Genomic DNA, 20240 nt, shown 5'->3' with positions numbered 1-20240 from the left:
GCTTTTCATAGGATACGGTGTTAGCAACTGGCATTTTACAATATGTCAGTTCTTATAAATTCACTTCTCCTAACTCTTGAACTTCGGCTGTTAGTTCCTGCGTACATACTTGCATAATATTTCGCAAATTTGTTTTCTATCTTATCTTCATTTTTATTCGTAATAATGTTTTCCTCTGCTGTTATTAGTTTATCAATTTTATCGTCAATTTTCGTTTGTGCAAAGCATAGTTCAGTAACTAAAGTAAAGAAGTTTGATTTTCTAAACCAAATAGAGTCTAATGGTAAATCACTATCTAAAATGTTTATAATTGTGTTAGAAACTAAATCCCTTGTATTTGCTGAGTTTGGATACTCATTATTATACTTTGCTATGTAGTTTTCTACTTTTGTGTCTTGTGTAAAATATCCACCTTCCTCTAAAGTTGCCATTATTAGTAAGATAAAATGTAAATCAGCCATTCTTGTTAATTCACTTTCGCTAAAGATTGGCACTTTATGTTCCGCTTGATTTATAGTTTCTAAAATTTCTTTAGCACAAGAAATAAACTCTCCATTGTAGATAGCATTATTTATTTCTACTGCTGTAAGCGTAAAATTAGTTGAATTTATCCTTTTAAAAATTTCAATAATTGTATCAGCTGGAACATCCTTTAAATCTCTAACAGTTACATCATAATTTAAAAAATCACGTTGATTTTCTTCTCCTAAATTTGCGAACTTTGGAATTCTTTTTTCAAAATCATCGCTACCTTCAATATATCTTTGGATGGTAGTTAATCTCTGTTGCCCATCTACTACAACATTTTGTGTTGCAAGCGTAGTTAAATCAATTCCTTTTTGGCTAATATAAATCTCTGGGAAAGGAAAACCATCTAAAATTGTTTGAATGAAATTTTCCATATGTCCAGGTGTCCAAACAAATTCTCTTTGAAAGTCTGGCTGAAGGATTAATTCTTTTCTTTGAATTTTTCCTATTAAATCAGAAATTGATTTTTTGTCCGGTTGAGCCGGTATTTGCTTTGCCATTTTATAAACTTTTTAATTTTGTTGATATGTCATCTATTGATGAGCGATAGTATTTTTCAGCATATTTTTGATTTTTGAATAATCCTGCCTTAACAATATAGTTTCCAACTTCTGATTTTGAATGAGAAATACTTTTGAAAAAATCATCCCAATTTTGTTTTAATTCTTTAAAATCATTTGTGTTCTGTGGTAATAAATCTGGACGCATCCATCCTCTAATAAAATATTTTATAAATCTTGAATATTCTTTTAGCTGTTTAGAATTAAGACGTATTCTTTGTTTTTTAATAAGATATTGATATTCACTAATTAGTTCAAAATATTCGTCAAATAGTCTTTCATTGAATATTACAACATCAATATCAGATTCCAATGAAAAGTCGGTAAACTTGTAAGGACTAAAACCAAACTTTGAAGAACCTACAATAAGGACTTCATAAAATTGAATGTCAAAATTGTCAGCTATTCTTTTTCTGAAATAGTAATATTCATTTTCTCTTGTATCAAAAACAACCGGTATACCGTAAAAGTAATTTTTTTGAGTAAAGATTTTTTTTTCATCTTCACTCTTTAAATCTGTTATTTCTGCTTGGTATTCTTCTTTAGTCACAATGTTTGTCTTTGCTTGTTGCTAACAATGTTATATAGACACCTATGGTAACTATATTTTTCTTTTACAAACACTACACTTAGCATACTAAGTGGGGTTGGTAGTGAGTTTTGCTATTACTAAACCACATAATTTATTATATATAAACTACTTAATGATCCAACAGATTTTAAAACCTTCAGGACACGGGCGGCAACTTTTCAAGTAGTGGTGGAAAGGGTTAAGCAAAATTAATGAATCTAAAAAAATTCTATTTTACAACTATTTTCTATTGCTTGTACATACAATTATAACCAACAATGCTACAACCTGTATTGCTGTAGCATCAAAGCAAAAACTGTAAACAGCACTATTTAAAAATCACATCACTGTACTTTGCGTTGATTGAAATTGTTTTATCTGTATTTCGGGTATTTTGAAATCCATTGATAAAAATATTCCCAAAGTTTTTTCGCACATTGGTTTCTAGAGATTTGGGTAATGAGATTCTACTTTGTACACCATTATAGGTGAAATTAAAAGCAGAAGTTGGCAATTTTAATTTAAAATCACTATTCTCGACAACCAAATCCAAAGTAGAAAATGTATCTCCCAAGGCAGCAATAGTTATCGCTCCAAAATTACCAGCAATAGCTCCGTGAGCCTCTAACTCTTGTATATAAATATTACTCGAGTCTGCATTAACCCATATATCTTTTGCATTTTGTATCCTACAATTCTTTACATAACTTATAGCTAATTTACCCTGCTCCCAACGATGGATTAGAATGGGAGAATACGAGGCTTGTATAAAAGTATTTTTGCCCTTGATCGTATGAGCACTTAACTGCGAATGAGATAACACAACACTCGCATTGACAGCTCCCTCTCCCAGATCCAATGTGCCATGACGTACCTTGAGTTTCAACCGAGCCTCTTTGGGCATTCTTACTTTTACAATTTTTTGAATACCAGTAGTTCCATTATTAATAGCTTTCTTTTGATAAATAGTAATACTTGACTGTACATTTACATTATTAACATCTTGAGCAAACTGCGATGCCCATTGCACCATCTGCCTGCCAAATTGCTCTTGCCAATATTGTAGTTGTTGTGCTGATGGATTACCAGTTACTGTTATTTGAGTTTTTATATGTGGCACAGTAACGTTATTCTCATTGAGTTGTAAAACCAATGATTTCATTTTGCTTTTATACTCATCTCCAAATTTTTCTTGTATCTGATTTTCCCATTGTTGAATATACCGTTCTTCATTCTCTCTATACTTTGAATAGTCAAAATCCATACTAGCTAGGTTGGTAGCTAGTGCGTTGGGCATGGGGTTATTCTCTATATTTTGCAAGACTGGTTTAAGAATATCATTGATAACTGGATTGAGCTCTTGTAAGTTTTTTACAGATAAATTACCCTTTTGGGTTAAAGAAGAAACACTGTTTGACCAAGCAGAAGATGTCAAGGAATTTATAGTAATCTCGTTAGAGTTTCCTACGGCTGTTAAGTCCCAACTATCAAATAATCGTTGTTGATCTTCTTCAGATATATCCGACCCTTGTATATAGGCGCTTACTTCTACTGTATTTTTATTCCAAGGTTCAAAAATAACTTGCGTATAACTTGAGTTGAGATTAACTACGACTTGGTCTTTTACAGAAAATTTTTCGGTTAACCGTACTACTCTATCTTGACCAAATCCAGATATGCTTGCTATACAAAGTATTAATTGTGCAGTCCTATGCATGTATCTCGGTATATTGTCCATCATCACCAATAGTTTCTAATTCTTTAAGTTTATTTTTAAGTCGTTTTAACAAGTCCAGACGTAGCGTCAAATTTTCGATCATTGCTTCTACGCTCTGCACATTACCTACTTCTACCAACTCATTATTAAGACGTTGATACTCTGCATCCAAATTGCTAAGCCTGACCATAAAACTATCTATAAGTTCTTTGTTTTTATCATTTTTTTCGATCTGCGAAAGTTCAAATTTTATACTTGTAAGTAAGTAATTTTCGACTTTTTCATATTCGGGCGATATTTTTGCTAAAGGTGAAGATTCTTTAGCTAAAACAATAGTTGCATCTTTGGTATTATTGTCGTCAACTGAAACTGTACTATTTGTAACAACATCTGATTGAAAGGGTTGATATACAAAAATAGATATCGAAATTAAAATAGCAATGCTAGCAGCCATATTGAACCAACTAGTATAAGATCTTTTATTCCTTACGGGAAGACTCTCATCTAAACGATCCAAAAATCGTTTTTCATGTCCTGCTCTTAACGGCTCTACAGGTAGCTTACTCTCCTGCTTCAGTAATTCTCTAATATCCTGTGCCATCTCTCAAATGTTTTAATTTATCCTGAAGTTGTTTTTTTCCTCTGTGTACTAATGTTCTCGAAGATACTGGTGTGATATCTAAAATCTCACTTATCTCATTATGATCATACCCCTCTATTAGAAAAAGCATCACAGCATATCGATATTTTTCTGGCAAATCTTCAATTGCTTTTTTTACCTCATCTACCGTTACCGAGTCTGCAACCGACCAGTCATTTTGTTCATCAACTGTTGCCATAACCTGCTCATTAATAGCTACCATATTCATTTTTTTGGCTTTGAGCATGTCAATACTTTTATTAATAACAATTCGTTTAAGCCATGCCCCAAAAGTAACATCTCCTGTAAATTGATGCAGCTTTGCAAAAGCTTTTATAAAGGATTCTTGCATTGCCTCTTCTGCCTCAAACGGATCTTTTAAAAACCGCAAAGCAACATAATACATGCCTTTACTATACTTATTATAAAGCTTCATTTGAGCCTTTCGATCGTTAGCTCTACATAACTCTATTAGGTTATTTTTTAACAAGACTATTTCAACTTTTGGTTAGTGATCATCTTTATTGATGATTGTTACGTCTATTCTTTTATATAGACGATAAATTATTATATGTGTTGCAAAGGTCTGTAATTAAATTTTAAAGTACTACAACCACTTTGCAAATGTTTAGCTCGTGTTTATAAAAATAGACTACAAACATAAAAAAATAACATACTGACTGTTAGTGCCTTGATATGTGTAACGCACTTTTTTTTAATATTTTGGTTTATTACTAAAAACCAGCGTACCGCTTTATACGTATATAGCTAAAATAGATTCAACATGATAAACAAACTAGGTATGTCAAAAAACCGAATTTCGATACTATCGCAAATCGTATTAGATTCTGAGCAATTGATCGAGAAGATAGATGCTTTAATTTGTTCTGCACATACACCAGACAATGTATACACAGATCTTACCAAAGAGCGCACATTACTAGCTATAGAAACGATGAAGATTAAGAGTAGATTGCTAACCGACAGTCGAGTATCAACATAACAATCATTGTTTCTTAACAATCTTTTATAGTAAACTGTGAATTTTTTATTAAAAAATATCGATTTAACGTGTGATTAAGATGAATGCTTTGTACCACCCTCTATATTGCATTAAATATTAGGGCTTATTTATGATTTATGACTATTCTTATCTGGACAGCATTATTACAGAAAGTGATAAAGCTGCCTTACGTTACTTTGAAGCTAGTGAGAGTATAACCAATGGAATTATCAAAAAATTTTTGAAATCCCAGAGCGATAAACGTAATGGTTTCAGTAACCAATTAAAAGGTACTCTGGAGCACTTAGGATACGAACATGCTTATTTTCAAGATACTTTGAAACCGTTAAAATTTTTAATTGATTTAAAATATCTATTCTTTAAAAAAGATGCCACCTATTTTCTTAATCAATGTATTAAACAAGATAAAAAAATTATTGAACTTGCAGAACGTATGGTTGAAAAGTCTGTGCTACCCTCGGATCTTATTAAACTTATAGCTGTTACCAAGTCACAATTAATCGATGCTATTGGACAGGCGGTAATGCTTAGAAACACGTTAAATAGCAATTTGGAAAACCCAAATATTTTATTTGAAAGTAAGTACAGCTACATAAAACCTATCAAAGCTAGTTCTTCGTGAATTTACTGGTGATTTGTTTAAATTGATGAGACATGTTCCATTTGATTATGGTAATTGCTGTCAATATACCACTAGACATCGCACCACCTACACCAACCAACGCTATGTCTTGACCTGTAAGGTACAGTCCTTTTATTTTTGTACGAGGAGTGAGTTCTTTTTGAACAAAACGTTGTGGCGCATGCGTTACCCCGTAAATCTCACCCTCTTGATAACCACTAAATTTCTTTGTACTCAATGGAGATGACACCTCGGTATAGATTATTGACTCTTCGAGATGCGGGTATAATTTGAGTAATATCTTTAATGCAGCCATCTCAAAGTTTTTTTTGAGGGTATTATAGGCCGCTTCTCTATGCATCCACTCACTTTGTTGATACGAACTAAAGTTTTTAAAATCGGTTTTTCCTATTATCTGAATAGTGGCTGTATCTGGATGCTTTTGTGTCCAAGTACTATCTTTTGCCGAAGGAAAGGATATATAAGCAAATTGAAGCTCTTCGTTATTTAAAATAGAACCACTTAAGTTTGTATCTAGATCATGGCTAGCGTGCCACCAAATATTATGCTTTGGAAGTCGTAAGACCCTATCACTTTTATTGAGACCAATATATAAACAAAAATGTGCCGTAGATCGCTCTAATGTTTTACCACTTTTTGCTAATTTGATAGCATGTCTTCCTTGTAATAACTTCTCAAAAGTATTGTGCACACCTGCATTACTAATTATATTATTGCATGTATATTCTTTACTATTAATTACTATACCCGATACTCTATTTTTTTTTATTACTATACGATCTACTTTTGCCTTGATAAAAATTTCAACATTTAATTCATTAAGGTGCTTTAAAATTGTTTTAGATATTGCATCAGCACCACCTCTAGGATAATACCCACCTTCCATAAAATGACTAATAACAATTGCGTGTGCTGCAAAGCTACTTTGTTTGGGAGGTAAACCATAATTACCACATTGTGCCGTAAGTGCCGCAATAAGTTCTGGATTATCTGTTAATGATTGTAAAACTTCGTACGTAGTTTTTTTGGCAATAGGTGCATGTAATTTTCTAAAAAATGGTCCGACAATATGTCGTAAAGGAGAAGGAAGTGCTTTTTGTACAAAAAACAGAAAACTTTTGAGCGTTGATTTTTTTAACTTTCTTAGGTAAGCATCAATGGCAGCTTTGTCATTTGGAAAATACTCGTAAAATTTATTTTTAAAATTGTCAATACCTGCTACGTATTCATATCGTTTGTTACCAATGTATGCGACATCATATGGGTCACCCATGGCATCCCATTTTAGTTCATTATTTGATAAGTAATTAAAAATACCACGTAATTTGGAGTTTTCGGCCATATTGCCTACATAGTGAACTCCAACATCCCAGACAAAACCTCCTCTCCGTTTAAATGTATGAGTAAAACCACCTGGAGCATAATGTTGTTCAAGAATCACTACTTTTTTTCCAGCTTTGGCTAAAAAAACGGCTGTTGTCAAACCTCCAATACCCGAACCTATAATAATATAAGTATCTTTATCAAATGTACTATCCGAAGTAAATTTTTTAAAATATTTTTCAGCCATATATGATATCCCTAGGGTTAAAAGTACATAAATTATAGCATGCAGTCTGACATTTCTTTTTAGTTTTAAAAATTGATAATGAGAAGAACTTATAAAATTTTTATTTTAAGCAGTATCAGTATATTTCTGATAGTAAGTTGTGCCTTTTTAATCTTTACTTATCAAACCAAACAAGATAGCCCAGAAGAAATAGTTTATCACGCTGCAGATCTATGTAATTTTGTCTTGTACTATAATAGACCATTTGTAAAAGAAAGAAAGATATTTGGAAACCTAGTTCCTTACAATCAAATCTGGCGAACTGGTGCCAACGAGCCAACTACGTTGACATTTGATAAAGATATTTTACTTGATGGATCACTACTTAAGAAAGGCACTTATTCACTATGGACAGTACCCAAACCCTCGTCTTGGAAAATTCTATTAAATAGCAGACAATATTGTTGGGGAATAAATCTGGATGGATCTGTAGCTAGAGACCCCCAATATGATGCTTTAGTTATCGAGGTTCCTTCCTATCAACTTACAGAACTTGTTGAACAGTTTACTATATCATTTAAAAATAAAAATGAATTTATCATGTTGACTTTAGAATGGGAAAATACTGGAGTCCGTGTTCCTATACAAGTTATACCATAAAAAAAGCCTTATCCAAGAATACGATAAGGCTTTTTAATTATAAAGATATTTTTTATTTCAAGAATTACTCGTCCAGAAGAAGATTAAGTGTTACATCAATGTTATCTCTTGTTGCACGAGAGTAAGGACAAATCTCATGGGCTTCGTTGACCAATGACTCTCCTGTCTCTACATCTAAACCAGGCAAGTACGAGTCCAAAACCACAGCTAATTGAAAGTCACCTTCTTCAGTCTTTCCTATCTCTGCATGCGCAGTAACGCTAAAATTGCCCAAGTCTATTTTACGATTTTTTGCTACTACTTGTAACGCACTTCCATAACAGGCAGAGTATCCCGCAGCAAAAAGTTGTTCTGGGTTCGTGTATTCACCTCCTTCTCCTCCCATTGCTTTGGGAACGCTTAATGGAGTATCTATAGCCTTATCGTCTGTAGATACGTGACCAGTTCTACCACCTTCTGTTGTTGCTATTGCTGTGTATAATGTTTTCATTGTAATCTTTTATTATTTATAATAAGAAATGAATATAGCTGCTTAAACAGATTGTATCCAAAAATGAATTCATAAATTTGTCATAAATGTAAATCACAGCTATCAATAACTTGTAAGACTTACTGCTAGAAAACACTATGAAGGCTCCTAAAAACACTACTAATAAAGCTTTGTTACGATTTAAAAAAAATCAACCAAAAGAGGTAGATATTGCGATATTGGTAGAGCAAATTCTTGCACGCAATACTACGGCTCTTAGTCAAGGTATTACCTTAGTAGAGAGTACGCAAAGCAATCATTCTGAAAATGCACAACGTCTTATTAATCAGTGCTTACCCCATGCTAATTCATCAATTCGTATTGGTATAACGGGAGTTCCTGGTGTTGGTAAAAGTACCTTTATTGAAGCTCTAGGTAATGAATTAATAAGGCAGGGTAAAAAGGTTGCTGTATTAGCTGTAGATCCAAGCAGTACTATATCTGGCGGTAGCATCTTGGGAGACAAAACACGTATGGAAACCTTAGTGCGGTCCAAAGACGCATTTATAAGACCCTCTCCCTCTGGTAAATCCCTAGGAGGTGTAGCACAAAAAACTCGCGAATCAATAATACTCTGCGAGGCAGCAGGGTATGATATTATTATAATCGAGACTGTTGGAGTAGGACAAAGTGAAACTGTAGTTCACAGTATGGTAGATTTTTTCTTACTGCTTAAACTAGCCGGTGCTGGTGATGAGCTGCAAGGTATAAAACGCGGCATTATAGAGATGGCAGATGCTATTGTGATTAATAAAGCCGACGGGGATAATAAAAAACGTGCAAGAGAAGCTCGTAATCAATTTAAAAAAGCGTTACATCTCTACCCGCAAAGTCCTAGTGGTTGGATTCCTGAAGTTTTGATGTGCAGTGCGTTGCAAAATGAAGGGATACAAGAGGTTTGGCAACTTATCGAAAACTACTTGCATGTCGTTACACAAAATAAGTATTTTGAGCGACGACGGGCAGAGCAGAACACCTACTGGCTTTTACAGACTATAGAGGATCAATTAAAAACATCTTTTTATAATCACCCCATAATTAAAGAAGTGTTACAAGAACAAATTCTGGCAGTCCGTAATCATAAGATAACTCCATTTGCAGCCGCACAATATCTTTTGAGTCTTAATAAATAGTGGTTCGATTATAAAATTTTGGCTATAAAAAGATCAAAAACTTCTACCAAAATCAATATGATAATAATCCACTCTAAGCGGCTACTTTCTCTATGATCCATTATATCTTTAAAGAGTTCTAGATTCTCTTTAATAATCTCAATACGATCGTGTATATCACGATACCTATCTTTGATATCAAAAGTTTTTTTAAGATCCGTATCAAAACGATTTAGCTTTTCATCATCCCACGTTAAGTCATGAGAATCAAAAATATAGAGGTTTTCTGATATTTTATTCTTGATATTTAGAATCTTTCCGATATAACGTTTTAGTTTATTCCCGCTAATATCCAACCTTCCTTTGGTTTCAAGATACATCGTATGCTTATTGGTATCGTCCAAAAGTTCTTCAGTAATTTCGGCATAGCGATCTAAAGCTACCGATTGCGACGTATTTAACATGATAAGACGTAAAAAATCTTGATTAAAATGAGTAAGATGAATACTATCATAATGTACTAAAGTTTCAGATTCATTCTTATGAACATCAATTTTTTCGACGAGGTATGTTGTCAATGGATTGCGACAAAAAGGTAGTATTTCTTCAACTATCTTATCTATTGAGTCCTGACTTGTATTAAAAAAGCATACAACTCCATATTTAAATATATAGACGTATTGTTCTGATTGATTTTCAAAAAAGAGTTCGTCTCTATCTGAAAACAGAAGCGTTCCCGAAAAAGATGCTCTTACTGATTTAATAGTAATATTATCTGCTATTTGTAAGGCATACACTACTTTTTTCATGTGTATTGTATTAATTATTGTATATACTATTTGAATGTTTTATATACGATTCACATCGTAACTCTACAAAATAAGGTATGTATATTTATAGGGCGTCCAGCAAAGAGTGTAAATTTCAAGTATACAAGCGAACTATAGATATTTAACTTATGGTAAAGATAAAAACACCCCATTGTTACTGATAAGATTGAGGTGCCGTATTACTACTTTTATTTCTAGTTAATCATCCATATCCTCTATGCCCTCCATTTGAGAATCATCAACGTCTGCTCCTATATCATCTTCACTATCATCATCAAATGCTTGCATTGTATCTGCTAAACGTTTACTTATTTTAACTAGATAGATAGTATCATCGGTTCGCACCTCTACGGCTTCAATAGTTTCATTATGCTGATTTTTGAAGGTGATTACATGTTCATCTTCATAACCGTCTGGAAATTTTGCTACTAATAGTTCTAAAATACTCTGATTGAGTTTTTTAAAGTCTACAATTACTCTCTTCATGGTTTACGCTAGTTTTTTTGGGTTACATATCAAGAATATACGCAAACAACAAGGGAGCTACTATCGTTGCGTCGCTTTCAATTATGAACTTTGGAGTATCAATATCCAATTTACCCCAAGTAATTTTTTCGTTAGGTACCGCTCCCGAATAGGATCCATAACTAGTCGTTGAGTCAGATATTTGACAAAAGTAACTCCAAAAAGGCGTATCGGGTCGCTCCATATCCTGATATAGCATTGGTACTACACAGATTGGAAAATCTCCTGCAATACCTCCTCCTATTTGAAAAAAGCCGATACCATTTTTAGAGTTATCTGTATACCAGTCTGCCAAGAAGGTCATATATTCGATCCCGGACTTCATGGTGCTCGCCTTTAGTTCACCTTTGAGTACGTAGGATGCGAATATATTACCCATAGTACTGTCTTCCCAACCTGGCACTACGATGGGTAAGTTTTTTTCTGCAGCAGCGTACATCCAAGAATCTTTAATATCGATCTCATAGTATTGCTCTAATACCCCAGATAACAACATCTTATACATAAACTCATGCGGAAAATAACGTTCTCCTTTATCCTCGGCATCTTTCCAGATTTTAAAGATATGTTCTTGTAAACGTCTAAAGGCTTCTTCTTCGGGAATACAGGTATCTGTTACACGATTCAATCCTTTTTCGAGAAGTTCCCATTCATCTTTTGGAGTAAGATCACGATAATTAGGTACCCTTTTGTAATGAGAATGTGCAACTAGGTTCATAATATCTTCTTCGAGATTAGCACCAGTGCAGGATATGATTTGCACCTTATCCTTACGAATCATCTCAGAAAAAATCTTACCCAGTTCTGCTGTACTCATGGCACCGGCTAGAGAAACTAACATTTTTGCTCCGCCAGCTAATTGTTCTTCATAAGCTTTTGCTGCATCTACTATCGCGGCTGCATTAAAATGCAAATAATACTTTTCTATAAAGTTAGAAATGGCACCCTTAGTCTTCATCGTTATGTAAGTTTAATTTTTTAGTTTTTGATGTATTTGAGTCGATTTGAGCACCTTCGTATTCGTTTCCTGCCTCTGCACCAGCAAATTTATAGCTTAACATTTTATAATATAATTTTGCAGCTAAAAAGTCTGACGATTTATTTATCTTATTAGGACACAACTCTACAATATCAAATCCTACTACATTTTTTTCTTTAAACACTGTTTGTAAGAATTCTAGAGTTTCATACCAAAATAGTCCTCCTGGCTCTGGGGTTCCGGTTGAGGAAAGGATTGAGGGATCTAATGCGTCCAAATCAAATGTGATAAATACATTATCTGTCATTTGGTCTACTGCATTGTCCATCCAATACTCATCGGTTGCCATTTCATGTGCAAAATATGTTTTTTCCTCATTCATTACTGTTTTTTCTAAGGCATCCATACTTCGGATCCCTACCTGTATTAGGTTAGTTTTTTGACTTGCCTCGTAGACTGCACAAGCGTGATTGCATTTTGACCCTTCATACTCAGGTCTTAAATCTGCATGTGCGTCAATATGTAATACGGTAAGGTTATCGAAACATTCGTCAAAAGCTCGTATAGTACCAATAGAGATTGAATGTTCGCCGCCAAACAGGGTGACAAATTTATTACGTGTGATATATTTTTTGGTTGCTTTGTGTACCGCATCTACCATAGCTTCTGGTGAGGTATTTTCGGTAATTGGATCTGCTAGGTATATCCCGTGCTTATAGACTTCGCTATCTGTTTCAATATCATAAAGCTCCATATTTTCTGAAGCCTCCAAAAATGCTTCGGGACCTTTATCGGCACCTTTTTGCCAAGTACTGGTCCCATCATATGGAACTGGAATTAATACAACCTTCGAACTTTCTAGTTTTGCATACTGGTCAGGTATACCCGCATAGTTTTTAGTATTCACTTTATTAGAGTTTTATGTATTAGTTTTTTAAAATTACTATTTATTATGGAATAATTAAGACTTGTCATATCCTAAAATTTTGAGAAGGTCTTCACTTTTTTGCTGTTCACTAAAAAGTTTGGTTATTAATTCCCCATCTTCATCCCTATCAATTAAGATATGTTTTGGTTGCGGAATGAGGCAGTGCTGCAGTCCGCCAAAACCGCCTATGGTTTCTTGATACGCTCCTGTATTAAAAAAGCCTATGTATAAAGGTTTATCCTTTTTATATTTTGGTAGATAAATAGCGTTCATATGCTGTTCACTATTGTAATAATCATCACTATCACAGGTAAGACCTCCTAACAATACGCGCTCATACTCTTCATTCCATCGGTTGACCGCTAACATCACAAAACGTTTATTAATTGCCCATGTATCAGGCAGAGTTGTAATAAACGAAGAATTAATCATGTTCCATTTTTCACGATCATTTTGTTGTTTTTGATACAACACCTCATAGATCGCACCTCCACTCTCTCCAACCGTAAAGCTTCCAAACTCGGTAAAAATGTTAGGCACTGGTACGTTTGCTTCCGCGCAAGCGATATTAATCTGATTGATAATCTCATCAATCATATACTGATAGTCATATTCAAACGCCAAAGAGTTTTTGATTGGAAAACCTCCGCCAATATTAAGGCTATCTAAGGTTGGACACTCCTTTCTTAGTCGAATATAAGCTTTTAAGCATTTTAATAATTCATTCCAATAATACGCAGTATCACGAATACCTGTATTGATAAAAAAATGAAGCATTTTGAGTTCTACTTGATCGTTATTTTTAACCTGCCGATTGTAGAAAGGCACTATATTTTTATATCCTATTCCTAAACGTGAAGTATAAAACTCAAACTTTGGTTCCTCTTCTGAAGCGATACGAATTCCAATTTTATATTTACCATCTATCGCCTCAGACAATAAATCTAATTCTTCATAATTATCTATGATGGGAATACAATTTGTATGTCCACCATTGATCAATTGTGCTATGTTATGAACGTATTTTTCTCGTTTAAATCCGTTGCAAATAACAAACGTATCATTTGTGATTTTACCTTTAGTCTTTAAATTTTCTACAATATCAATATCAAAAGCAGACGAAGTTTCGATATGCACATCATTTTTGAGTACTTCGTTAAGTACATGATTAAAGTGTGAACTCTTAGTACAATAGCAATAGTTGTAACTTCCTTTATACTGATTTTTTTCAATCGCATTAGCAAACCACTGCTTGGCTCTATTAATGTTTTCTGAAATTTTGGGTAGATAAGTAAATTTAAGTGGCCCCCCATATTGTTCGACTAATTTCATTAAGTCAATGTCATGAAAGGTTAAAGTATTCCCTTTAAGGTTAAACTCTTCTTGCGGGAAATAAAAGGATTGATCTATTAAATCTATATATTTAGTATTCATTTTGTTAATGCGATTTTGTATTCAATACTACTAATAATTAGCAGTGAAAACTTATATTGAATTATAAAATAATCTTAAAATATCTAATGTTTGTATGTGGATGGTATAGCGCTAAGCTATGATCTTTCATACTATATCGAGAAAAATAACTGCTCAATTAAACGCGAATGCGTTTGGCAGTTGTCGCTATGAAAAAATAGTCATGTTGACTGGATAGAATACCAAATAATGAAGTAAGCTTTAAGTTTGGGTTGATTATCCAATAAACACTTTCTGAGAGTAACTTCCTCTCTCTCATAAGTCCCAAGGTAAAAACACTTGTCATAATGCTCAGCTTAATGCTGATGCAATGGTAAATAAAAAAAATGATACTTTGTATTATTTAAAATTAAAAAAAAGAAAAAATTACATATTTAGATTTTTACAAACGATAGTATATCGATAGCTATAAAAGTAATATGATTATTATTATATGTGGTAATTAAATTTTATTAGCTGTACTGATCCAATAAGTTGGTATCCCAATTAATAGTACCGGAAGTTTAAGTTAAAATAAACATACCTTTATAATTACATATAATTACAGAAGCTTTTTTAAAATTGATCATTAAGATCTCAAAATTGTAAACAATTATTAATTTTTTGTTAATAATTAACATTTTTTTTAAAAGACCTTCTCCTTTAGATACCTTTAAAGCAATTATTAACCAATTAAGTGTGTGAATTGATGTTCCATTTTGTTTGTTTATAAAGGATTAGAGCAGTACCAATAGCTTTTAATTTATTTTGAACGTACAACAGTTATCTTAATCATTTACCAACGAATGAATAATAGATAAAGAAATCGAATATCTAGTTTACTTATCTCAAGTGTTAAAAGATTTGAACCATTAGCATACGCTTAATTTAAAATTATGAAAAGGATACGTAAAACTCCGTAATCAATTTAATTAACATAAATACATACTCATGAAACCTCAATTACAACCAAAAAAGACCTCGAGAAATCGAGGCAAACGTATGTTGGGAATCGTTTTTCCAGACATACTAAACTCCACTAAGAAAGAATGGTCACTTTTCTTTTTTCTAATTTTTATATTTTTCAACTCTTTTGGTTACGATATTACAGACCTGAATGATTACAATAATTATCAATGTGACGATATCGAAGCTCCGCGCATCGTATGTTTAGATCCTTTTTTAATCGATTATCCACTACCCGAAATAAGTTCGGACACAGACCTCTTTGAGTTTTTGGATTTGATCCCTACTGCAACCGATAATGTCGATGGTGTAGTTGAAGTAACACAAGTTGGAGAAGATCAAATTAGACAACTTGAAGGACAATGTGAGGGCAATTTTGCAATACGAAGACGATATCGAGCTACTGATTCCTGTGGGAATTTTTCGGCTTGTGTTCAAATTATAAGAGTACGCGATCTTACAAATCCAGAAATAACATGTCCAGAAAATTTGACAATAGAAGCTGGAGATTTTGAATTTCCAGATCCATCTATCTCAGGAGGTATGGCTACTGCAATTGACAATCTTAGTACGCCAGAAGAGATTGTTATAACGTTTGAAGATACACGACAAGAAGTAGATGGTGAGTGTTCCAATAATTATAATGTAAGAAGAGTTTGGTCTGCAACCGACACCTGTGGCAATACCACCACATGTAATCAAATAATTAGAGTTCGTGATCGTACAGAGCCAGAAATAACATGCCCAGACAATCTAACCGTCGAAGCTGGAGACTTTGAATTTCCTGACCCATCTATATCAGGAGGTACGGCTACTGCAATTGATGGTGTGACTGCACCAGAAAATATTACTATAACCTTCGAAGATACACGTCAAGAAATTGATAATAGTTGCAGTGGACAATATAATGTTAGAAGAGTTTGGTCGGCTACCGATGCTTGTGGTAATGTAGCTACTTGTAATCAAATAATTAGAATTCGTGATCGTACAGAGCCAGAAATTATTTGTCCAGAAAATATAACTGTACAAGGAGATCCTACTGTCTCTCCAGATCCAGATGTAACAGGTATTGCAATAGCGACAGATATTGGTGATGATTCAACAACACTCGAACTTATATTTACAGATAGCGAACCTATAGAAATCGACACTAACATATTTACTATCACTAGATCATGGACAGCGACTGATAGCTGCGGGAACAGCAGTAATTGTGACCAAATCATTACTATAGAAAGAGGTGCTAATTTAGAACTCGAATGTCCTGACGATATTACCTTAGAGGCAGGTTCTGAAATCGATCCGTCGATTACTGGACAGCCTACAACCAATGCTGTAGAGGTTCTTTTTGTTGACGAAATTATTGAAGGTGAATGTTTAGGGAAATTTTTAATCAACAGAACTTTTACTGCTACCGATGCTGCTGGAAATAGCCTTACGTGTTTACAAACAATTACTGTTGAGGATACAACAGCTCCTAAAATAACATGTCCAGAAAACATAACTGTACAAGGAGATCCTACCATTACTCCTAGTCCAGAAGTTACAGGTACCGCAACTGCTACAGATAATTTTGATAATCCTGAAGCTCTTGTTATTGAGTTTATAGATAGCGAACCTATAGAAATCGACACTAACATATTTACTATCACTAGATCATGGACAGCAACAGATAGTTGTGAGAATTGTAGTGAAATTTGTGAACAAATTATAACCATAGAAAGTGGTCCTGACTTAGAACTTGAATGTCCTGAGAGTATTACTGTAGAAGCTGGAACTACTATAGATCCATCAGTAACGGGAGAACCTACAACCAATGCTGATACCTTTACCTTTGTCGATGAAATCATTGAAGGTAATTGCTTAGGTGACTCTATAATTAATAGAACATTTACGGTAACCGATGCTGAAGGTAATAGCCTCACCTGTGTACAAATAATTACTGTAGAAGACACAACTGTTCCAGAAATTGTATGTCCAGAAGCAATAACTGTACAAGGAGATCCTACCATTACTCCTAGTCCAGAAGTCACAGGTACTGCAACTGCTACAGATATTGTAGATGGTCAGGATACTTTGAACATCTCTTTTGAAGATGCAATGCCTACTGAAACTAGTCCAAATGTCTTTAGCTTGACTAGAACATGGACAGCAACTGATAGTTGTGGGAATAGCATAAGTTGTGACCAAGTTATTACTATAGAAAGTGGTGCTGACTTAGAACTTGAATGTCCTGAGAGTATTACTGTAGAAGCTGGAACTACTATAGATCCATCAGTAACGGGAGAACCTACAACCAACGCTGATACCTTTACCTTTGTCGATGAAATCATTGAAGGTAATTGCTTAGGAAATTTTGTAATTAATAGAACATTTACGGTAACCGATGCTGAAGGTAATAGCCTCACCTGTGTACAAATAATTACTGTAGAAGACACAACTGTGCCAGAAATTGTATGTCCAGAAGCAATAACTGTACAAGAAGATCCTACCATTACTCCTAGTCCAGAAGTCACAGGTACCGCAACTGCTACAGATATTGTAGATGGTCAGGATACTTTGAACATCTCTTTTGAAGATGCAATGCCTACTGAAACTAGTCCAAATGTCTTTAGCTTGACTAGAACATGGACAGCAACTGATAGTTGTGGGAATAGTATTAGTTGTGACCAAGTTATTACTATAGAAAGTGGTGCTGTCTTAGAACTTGAATGTCCGGAGAGTATTACTGTAGAAGCTGGAACTACTATAGATCCATTAGTAACGGGAGAACCTACAACCAATGCTGATACCTTTACCTTTGTCGATGAAATCATTGAAGGTAATTGCTTAGGTGACTCTATAATTAATAGAACATTTACGGTAACAGATGCTGCAGGAAATAGCCTTACCTGTGTACAAACCATTACTGTAGAAGACACAACTGCTCCAGAAATTGTATGTCCAGAAGCAATAACTGTACAAGGAGATTCTACCATTACTCCTAGTCCAGAAGTCACAGGTACCGCAACTGCTACAGATATTGTAGATGGTCAGGATACCTTGAACATCTCTTTTGAAGATGCAATGCCTACAGAAACTAGTCCAAATGTCTTTAGCTTGACTAGAACATGGACAGCAACTGATAGTTGTGGGAATAGCATAAGTTGTGATCAAGTTATTACTATAGAAAGTGGTGCTGACTTAGAACTTGAATGTCCTGAGAGTGTTACTGTAGAAGCTGGAACTACTATAGATCCATCAGTAACGGGAGAACCTACAACCAATGCTAATACCTTTACCTTTGTCGATGAAATCATTGAAGGTAATTGCTTAGGTGACTCTATAATTAATAGAACATTTACGGTAACAGATGCTGCAGGAAATAGCCTTACCTGTGTACAAACCATTACTGTAGAAGACACAACTGCTCCTGTAATATTTTGTCCACAGACAATCACTTTTCAACTAAGTGAAAATGTTGATATTCAAGATCTATCAATCACTGGGAATCCAATTGTATCTGACAATAGTGGTACAGATTTAGAAATTACATTTACAGACAGAGTTAATGAGTTAGATTGTGGCAGTGCTAATATTCGCAGAAGATTTACAGTAACAGATGCCTGTGGAAACAGTTCTAATTGCTTACAATTAATTCAAATACGAGACAACAGTGGCCCTATAATCACTTGCCCAGATAATGTTACTATTCCTAATGGGGTAGACATTGATATTTCTGTAGAAACTTTGGGATCAGCAACTGCAACCGATAGTTCTGGTATTGATCCAACTATCGAATTTGAAGATACTCGAATAGAATTAGACGAGGATGGAGATTGTGGTAATTATAATATAAGACGTGTATGGACTGCTACAAACGAATGTGGAGCCACAACTAGATGTGCTCAGATTATAAGAGTAAGACAGGTTGCACCTGAGCTTAATTGTCCTCCTAGTAGTACGCTTGAAGATGGTCCAAACCTTGATACTTCTGTCGATAATCTGGGAACGGCAACCACTACTAATGCAACAGATGTCATTACTTTTGTTGATACACGCGTTGATTTGGATGACGCTGGCTGTAATAATTACAACATTCGACGTGTTTGGACAGCTGTAAATGCTACTTGTAACCTTTCAACTACATGTGTTCAAGTTATTCGTGTTCGAGATACCAGCCCTCCAAATATAGTTTGTCCTATTAATGTTAATCTAACATGGACAGAGGATTTGAATACTAATCCAGAAATTACAGGACAAGCAACTGCTTTTGATAACAGAGATGCTGCACCTATCATTACTTTCGAAGACATTATTCAAGATGTTAACGGTGATGATGAATGTGGTAATTTTAATATTCGTAGAAGATGGAGTGCTACAGATGCTTGTGGTAGAACATCTAGATGTGTTCAAGTAATAAGAGTACGAGATATTGAACAGAATTGTGACTCTAATGGTTTTAGTACTAACATTGCTGCCAATGAGGTTACTTTAGTACAATCAAGAAAACTTGAACTCTCTCACTCCGCTTTTCCTAATCCTTTTAAAAATTCTACAAGCATTGATTTTGCCATTTCGCAGGATACAGATTTGGCAATGATAGAAATATTTTCTGCTCAAGGAGTATTAGTTACCTCTGTATATAAGGGGAATTTAAAATCTGATACCTCGTATCAAATACCTTTTGATGCTTCAGAGATGCCTGCTGGACTTTATCTTTATAGAATAACTATAAATAATCGTGTAGAAACTGGAAAATTAATTCATATAAAATAGTTTCTTAATTTTAAAATACACTTAAAAGAGCCGGCAAATGCCGGCTCTTTTTTTCTAAATTATACGCAACATACCATACTTACAACAGCAAACCTTGATGATTCATTTTTCAATCTCAAATTATCCTGTCGACTACTTATTTTTTGATTAAAAAAATATAAATTTTATAATTGCTCATTCGTGCTACGTATCTTTAAAATTAATTGAGATTAAGTAGCTTTTTCACTTTTTTTATATCTCTTGATTCCTTGCACGTAGCTTTCGGATTC

Annotated in this window: 17 protein-coding genes; 5 read left to right on the top strand and 12 right to left on the bottom strand. The window is 34.1% G+C overall.

Annotation, left to right across the window (positions count from 1 at the left end; translation table 11 throughout):
- Positions 1–35 precede the first annotated feature (35 nt).
- The 5 genes from ACE939_RS03690 to ACE939_RS03670 all read right to left on the bottom strand — a co-directional run bounded on the left by ACE939_RS03690 (position 36) and on the right by ACE939_RS03670 (position 4452).
- The gene (locus tag ACE939_RS03690) at positions 36–1028 is read right to left on the bottom strand and encodes a DUF262 domain-containing protein (RefSeq protein WP_378187426.1); all 993 of its coding nucleotides are present in this window, start codon (positions 1026–1028) and stop codon (positions 36–38) included.
- Position 1029: 1 nt separating this feature from the next.
- Complete coding sequence (locus ACE939_RS03685; protein ID WP_378187425.1) at positions 1030–1638, bottom strand: hypothetical protein; 609 nt, start codon at positions 1636–1638, stop codon at positions 1030–1032.
- Positions 1639–1987: 349 nt separating this feature from the next.
- Positions 1988–3376, bottom strand: a complete 1389-nt coding sequence (locus tag ACE939_RS03680) for a hypothetical protein (protein ID WP_378187424.1) — start codon at positions 3374–3376, stop codon at positions 1988–1990.
- Entirely contained in the window at positions 3369–3977 is a 609-nt protein-coding gene (locus tag ACE939_RS03675) for a hypothetical protein (RefSeq protein WP_378187423.1), read from the bottom strand. The genes ACE939_RS03680 and ACE939_RS03675 overlap by 8 nt, the downstream gene beginning before the upstream one ends.
- On the bottom strand, positions 3961–4452 hold the full coding sequence (locus ACE939_RS03670; protein WP_378187422.1) for an RNA polymerase sigma factor: 492 nt from the start codon (positions 4450–4452) through the stop codon (positions 3961–3963). The genes ACE939_RS03675 and ACE939_RS03670 overlap by 17 nt, the downstream gene beginning before the upstream one ends.
- Positions 4453–4800: 348 nt before the next feature.
- On the opposite strand from ACE939_RS03670, the gene ACE939_RS03665 reads away from it, so the two are divergent.
- Together ACE939_RS03665 and ACE939_RS03660 are read left to right on the top strand one after the other, a co-directional pair.
- Positions 4801–5019: a hypothetical protein gene (locus ACE939_RS03665; RefSeq protein WP_378187421.1), complete on the top strand. Its 219-nt coding sequence runs from the start codon at positions 4801–4803 to the stop codon at positions 5017–5019.
- A gap of 130 nt (positions 5020–5149) precedes the next feature.
- Positions 5150–5662 carry a hypothetical protein gene (locus ACE939_RS03660; protein ID WP_378187420.1) on the top strand — a complete coding sequence of 171 codons (513 nt, stop codon included), beginning with the start codon at positions 5150–5152 and terminating at the stop codon, positions 5660–5662.
- Here the strand turns inward: ACE939_RS03660 and ACE939_RS03655 are convergent.
- Positions 5649–7253 (bottom strand): phytoene desaturase family protein, encoded by a 1605-nt coding sequence (locus ACE939_RS03655; protein WP_378187419.1) that lies wholly within the window; start codon positions 7251–7253, stop codon positions 5649–5651. The genes ACE939_RS03660 and ACE939_RS03655 overlap by 14 nt on opposite strands.
- 78 nt (positions 7254–7331) lie before the next feature.
- On the opposite strand from ACE939_RS03655, the gene ACE939_RS03650 reads away from it, so the two are divergent.
- A complete protein-coding gene (locus tag ACE939_RS03650; RefSeq protein ID WP_378187418.1) occupies positions 7332–7892 on the top strand; it encodes a DUF2911 domain-containing protein in 561 nt (186 codons plus the stop codon).
- Positions 7893–7956: 64 nt separating this feature from the next.
- Here the strand turns inward: ACE939_RS03650 and ACE939_RS03645 are convergent, their stop codons facing one another.
- The gene (locus ACE939_RS03645) at positions 7957–8382 is read right to left on the bottom strand and encodes an organic hydroperoxide resistance protein (protein WP_378187417.1); all 426 of its coding nucleotides are present in this window, start codon (positions 8380–8382) and stop codon (positions 7957–7959) included.
- A gap of 137 nt (positions 8383–8519) precedes the next feature.
- Between ACE939_RS03645 and meaB the strand changes: the two genes are divergently transcribed.
- A complete protein-coding gene (gene meaB / locus ACE939_RS03640; protein WP_378187416.1) occupies positions 8520–9554 on the top strand; it encodes a methylmalonyl Co-A mutase-associated GTPase MeaB in 1035 nt (344 codons plus the stop codon).
- Between the two features lie 8 nt (positions 9555–9562).
- Here the strand turns inward: meaB and ACE939_RS03635 are convergent, their stop codons facing one another.
- The 5 genes from ACE939_RS03635 to ACE939_RS03615 form a co-directional block, all read right to left on the bottom strand.
- A complete protein-coding gene (locus ACE939_RS03635) occupies positions 9563–10342 on the bottom strand; it encodes an RMD1 family protein (protein WP_378187415.1) in 780 nt (259 codons plus the stop codon).
- A 219-nt stretch (positions 10343–10561) separates the two neighbouring features.
- Positions 10562–10849 carry a hypothetical protein gene (locus ACE939_RS03630; protein ID WP_378187414.1) on the bottom strand — a complete coding sequence of 96 codons (288 nt, stop codon included), beginning with the start codon at positions 10847–10849 and terminating at the stop codon, positions 10562–10564.
- 22 nt (positions 10850–10871) lie between these two features.
- Complete coding sequence (locus tag ACE939_RS03625; protein WP_378187413.1) at positions 10872–11846, bottom strand: deoxyhypusine synthase family protein; 975 nt, start codon at positions 11844–11846, stop codon at positions 10872–10874.
- The gene (gene speB, locus ACE939_RS03620; protein ID WP_378187412.1) at positions 11836–12774 is read right to left on the bottom strand and encodes an agmatinase; all 939 of its coding nucleotides are present in this window, start codon (positions 12772–12774) and stop codon (positions 11836–11838) included. The genes ACE939_RS03625 and speB overlap by 11 nt, the downstream gene beginning before the upstream one ends.
- A gap of 54 nt (positions 12775–12828) precedes the next feature.
- A complete protein-coding gene (locus tag ACE939_RS03615) occupies positions 12829–14229 on the bottom strand; it encodes an arginine decarboxylase (protein ID WP_378187411.1) in 1401 nt (466 codons plus the stop codon).
- A gap of 969 nt (positions 14230–15198) precedes the next feature.
- Here ACE939_RS03615 and ACE939_RS03610 point away from each other — a divergent pair.
- On the top strand, positions 15199–19971 hold the full coding sequence (locus ACE939_RS03610) for a T9SS type A sorting domain-containing protein (protein ID WP_378187410.1): 4773 nt from the start codon (positions 15199–15201) through the stop codon (positions 19969–19971).
- Positions 19972–20240 lie beyond the last annotated feature (269 nt).

The sequence above is a fragment of the Aquimarina rhodophyticola genome (assembly GCF_042434915.1).
Classification (GTDB): Bacteria; Bacteroidota; Bacteroidia; order Flavobacteriales; family Flavobacteriaceae; genus Aquimarina.
The sequence above is the reverse complement of the archived record's forward strand: the minus strand, read 5'-3'. Positions and strand labels throughout refer to the sequence as shown.

What these genes read in the sequence shown, in the direction of transcription:
- ACE939_RS03630 (WP_378187414.1), bottom strand. Translation starts at nt 10,849, where the DNA reads ATGAAGAGAGTAATTGTAGACTTTAAAAAACTCAATCAGAGTATTTTA.
- ACE939_RS03615 (WP_378187411.1), bottom strand. Translation starts at nt 14,229, where the DNA reads ATGAATACTAAATATATAGATTTAATAGATCAATCCTTTTATTTCCCG.
- ACE939_RS03665 (WP_378187421.1), top strand. Translation starts at nt 4,801, where the DNA reads ATGATAAACAAACTAGGTATGTCAAAAAACCGAATTTCGATACTATCG.
- ACE939_RS03655 (WP_378187419.1), bottom strand. Translation starts at nt 7,253, where the DNA reads ATGGCTGAAAAATATTTTAAAAAATTTACTTCGGATAGTACATTTGAT.
- ACE939_RS03625 (WP_378187413.1), bottom strand. Translation starts at nt 11,846, where the DNA reads ATGAAGACTAAGGGTGCCATTTCTAACTTTATAGAAAAGTATTATTTG.
- ACE939_RS03650 (WP_378187418.1), top strand. Translation starts at nt 7,332, where the DNA reads ATGAGAAGAACTTATAAAATTTTTATTTTAAGCAGTATCAGTATATTT.
- ACE939_RS03675 (WP_378187423.1), bottom strand. Translation starts at nt 3,977, where the DNA reads ATGGCACAGGATATTAGAGAATTACTGAAGCAGGAGAGTAAGCTACCT.
- ACE939_RS03680 (WP_378187424.1), bottom strand. Translation starts at nt 3,376, where the DNA reads ATGCATAGGACTGCACAATTAATACTTTGTATAGCAAGCATATCTGGA.
- ACE939_RS03660 (WP_378187420.1), top strand. Translation starts at nt 5,150, where the DNA reads ATGATTTATGACTATTCTTATCTGGACAGCATTATTACAGAAAGTGAT.
- ACE939_RS03670 (WP_378187422.1), bottom strand. Translation starts at nt 4,452, where the DNA reads ATGAAGCTTTATAATAAGTATAGTAAAGGCATGTATTATGTTGCTTTG.
- ACE939_RS03645 (WP_378187417.1), bottom strand. Translation starts at nt 8,382, where the DNA reads ATGAAAACATTATACACAGCAATAGCAACAACAGAAGGTGGTAGAACT.
- ACE939_RS03610 (WP_378187410.1), top strand. Translation starts at nt 15,199, where the DNA reads ATGAAACCTCAATTACAACCAAAAAAGACCTCGAGAAATCGAGGCAAA.
- ACE939_RS03635 (WP_378187415.1), bottom strand. Translation starts at nt 10,342, where the DNA reads ATGAAAAAAGTAGTGTATGCCTTACAAATAGCAGATAATATTACTATT.
- ACE939_RS03690 (WP_378187426.1), bottom strand. Translation starts at nt 1,028, where the DNA reads ATGGCAAAGCAAATACCGGCTCAACCGGACAAAAAATCAATTTCTGAT.
- meaB (WP_378187416.1), top strand. Translation starts at nt 8,520, where the DNA reads ATGAAGGCTCCTAAAAACACTACTAATAAAGCTTTGTTACGATTTAAA.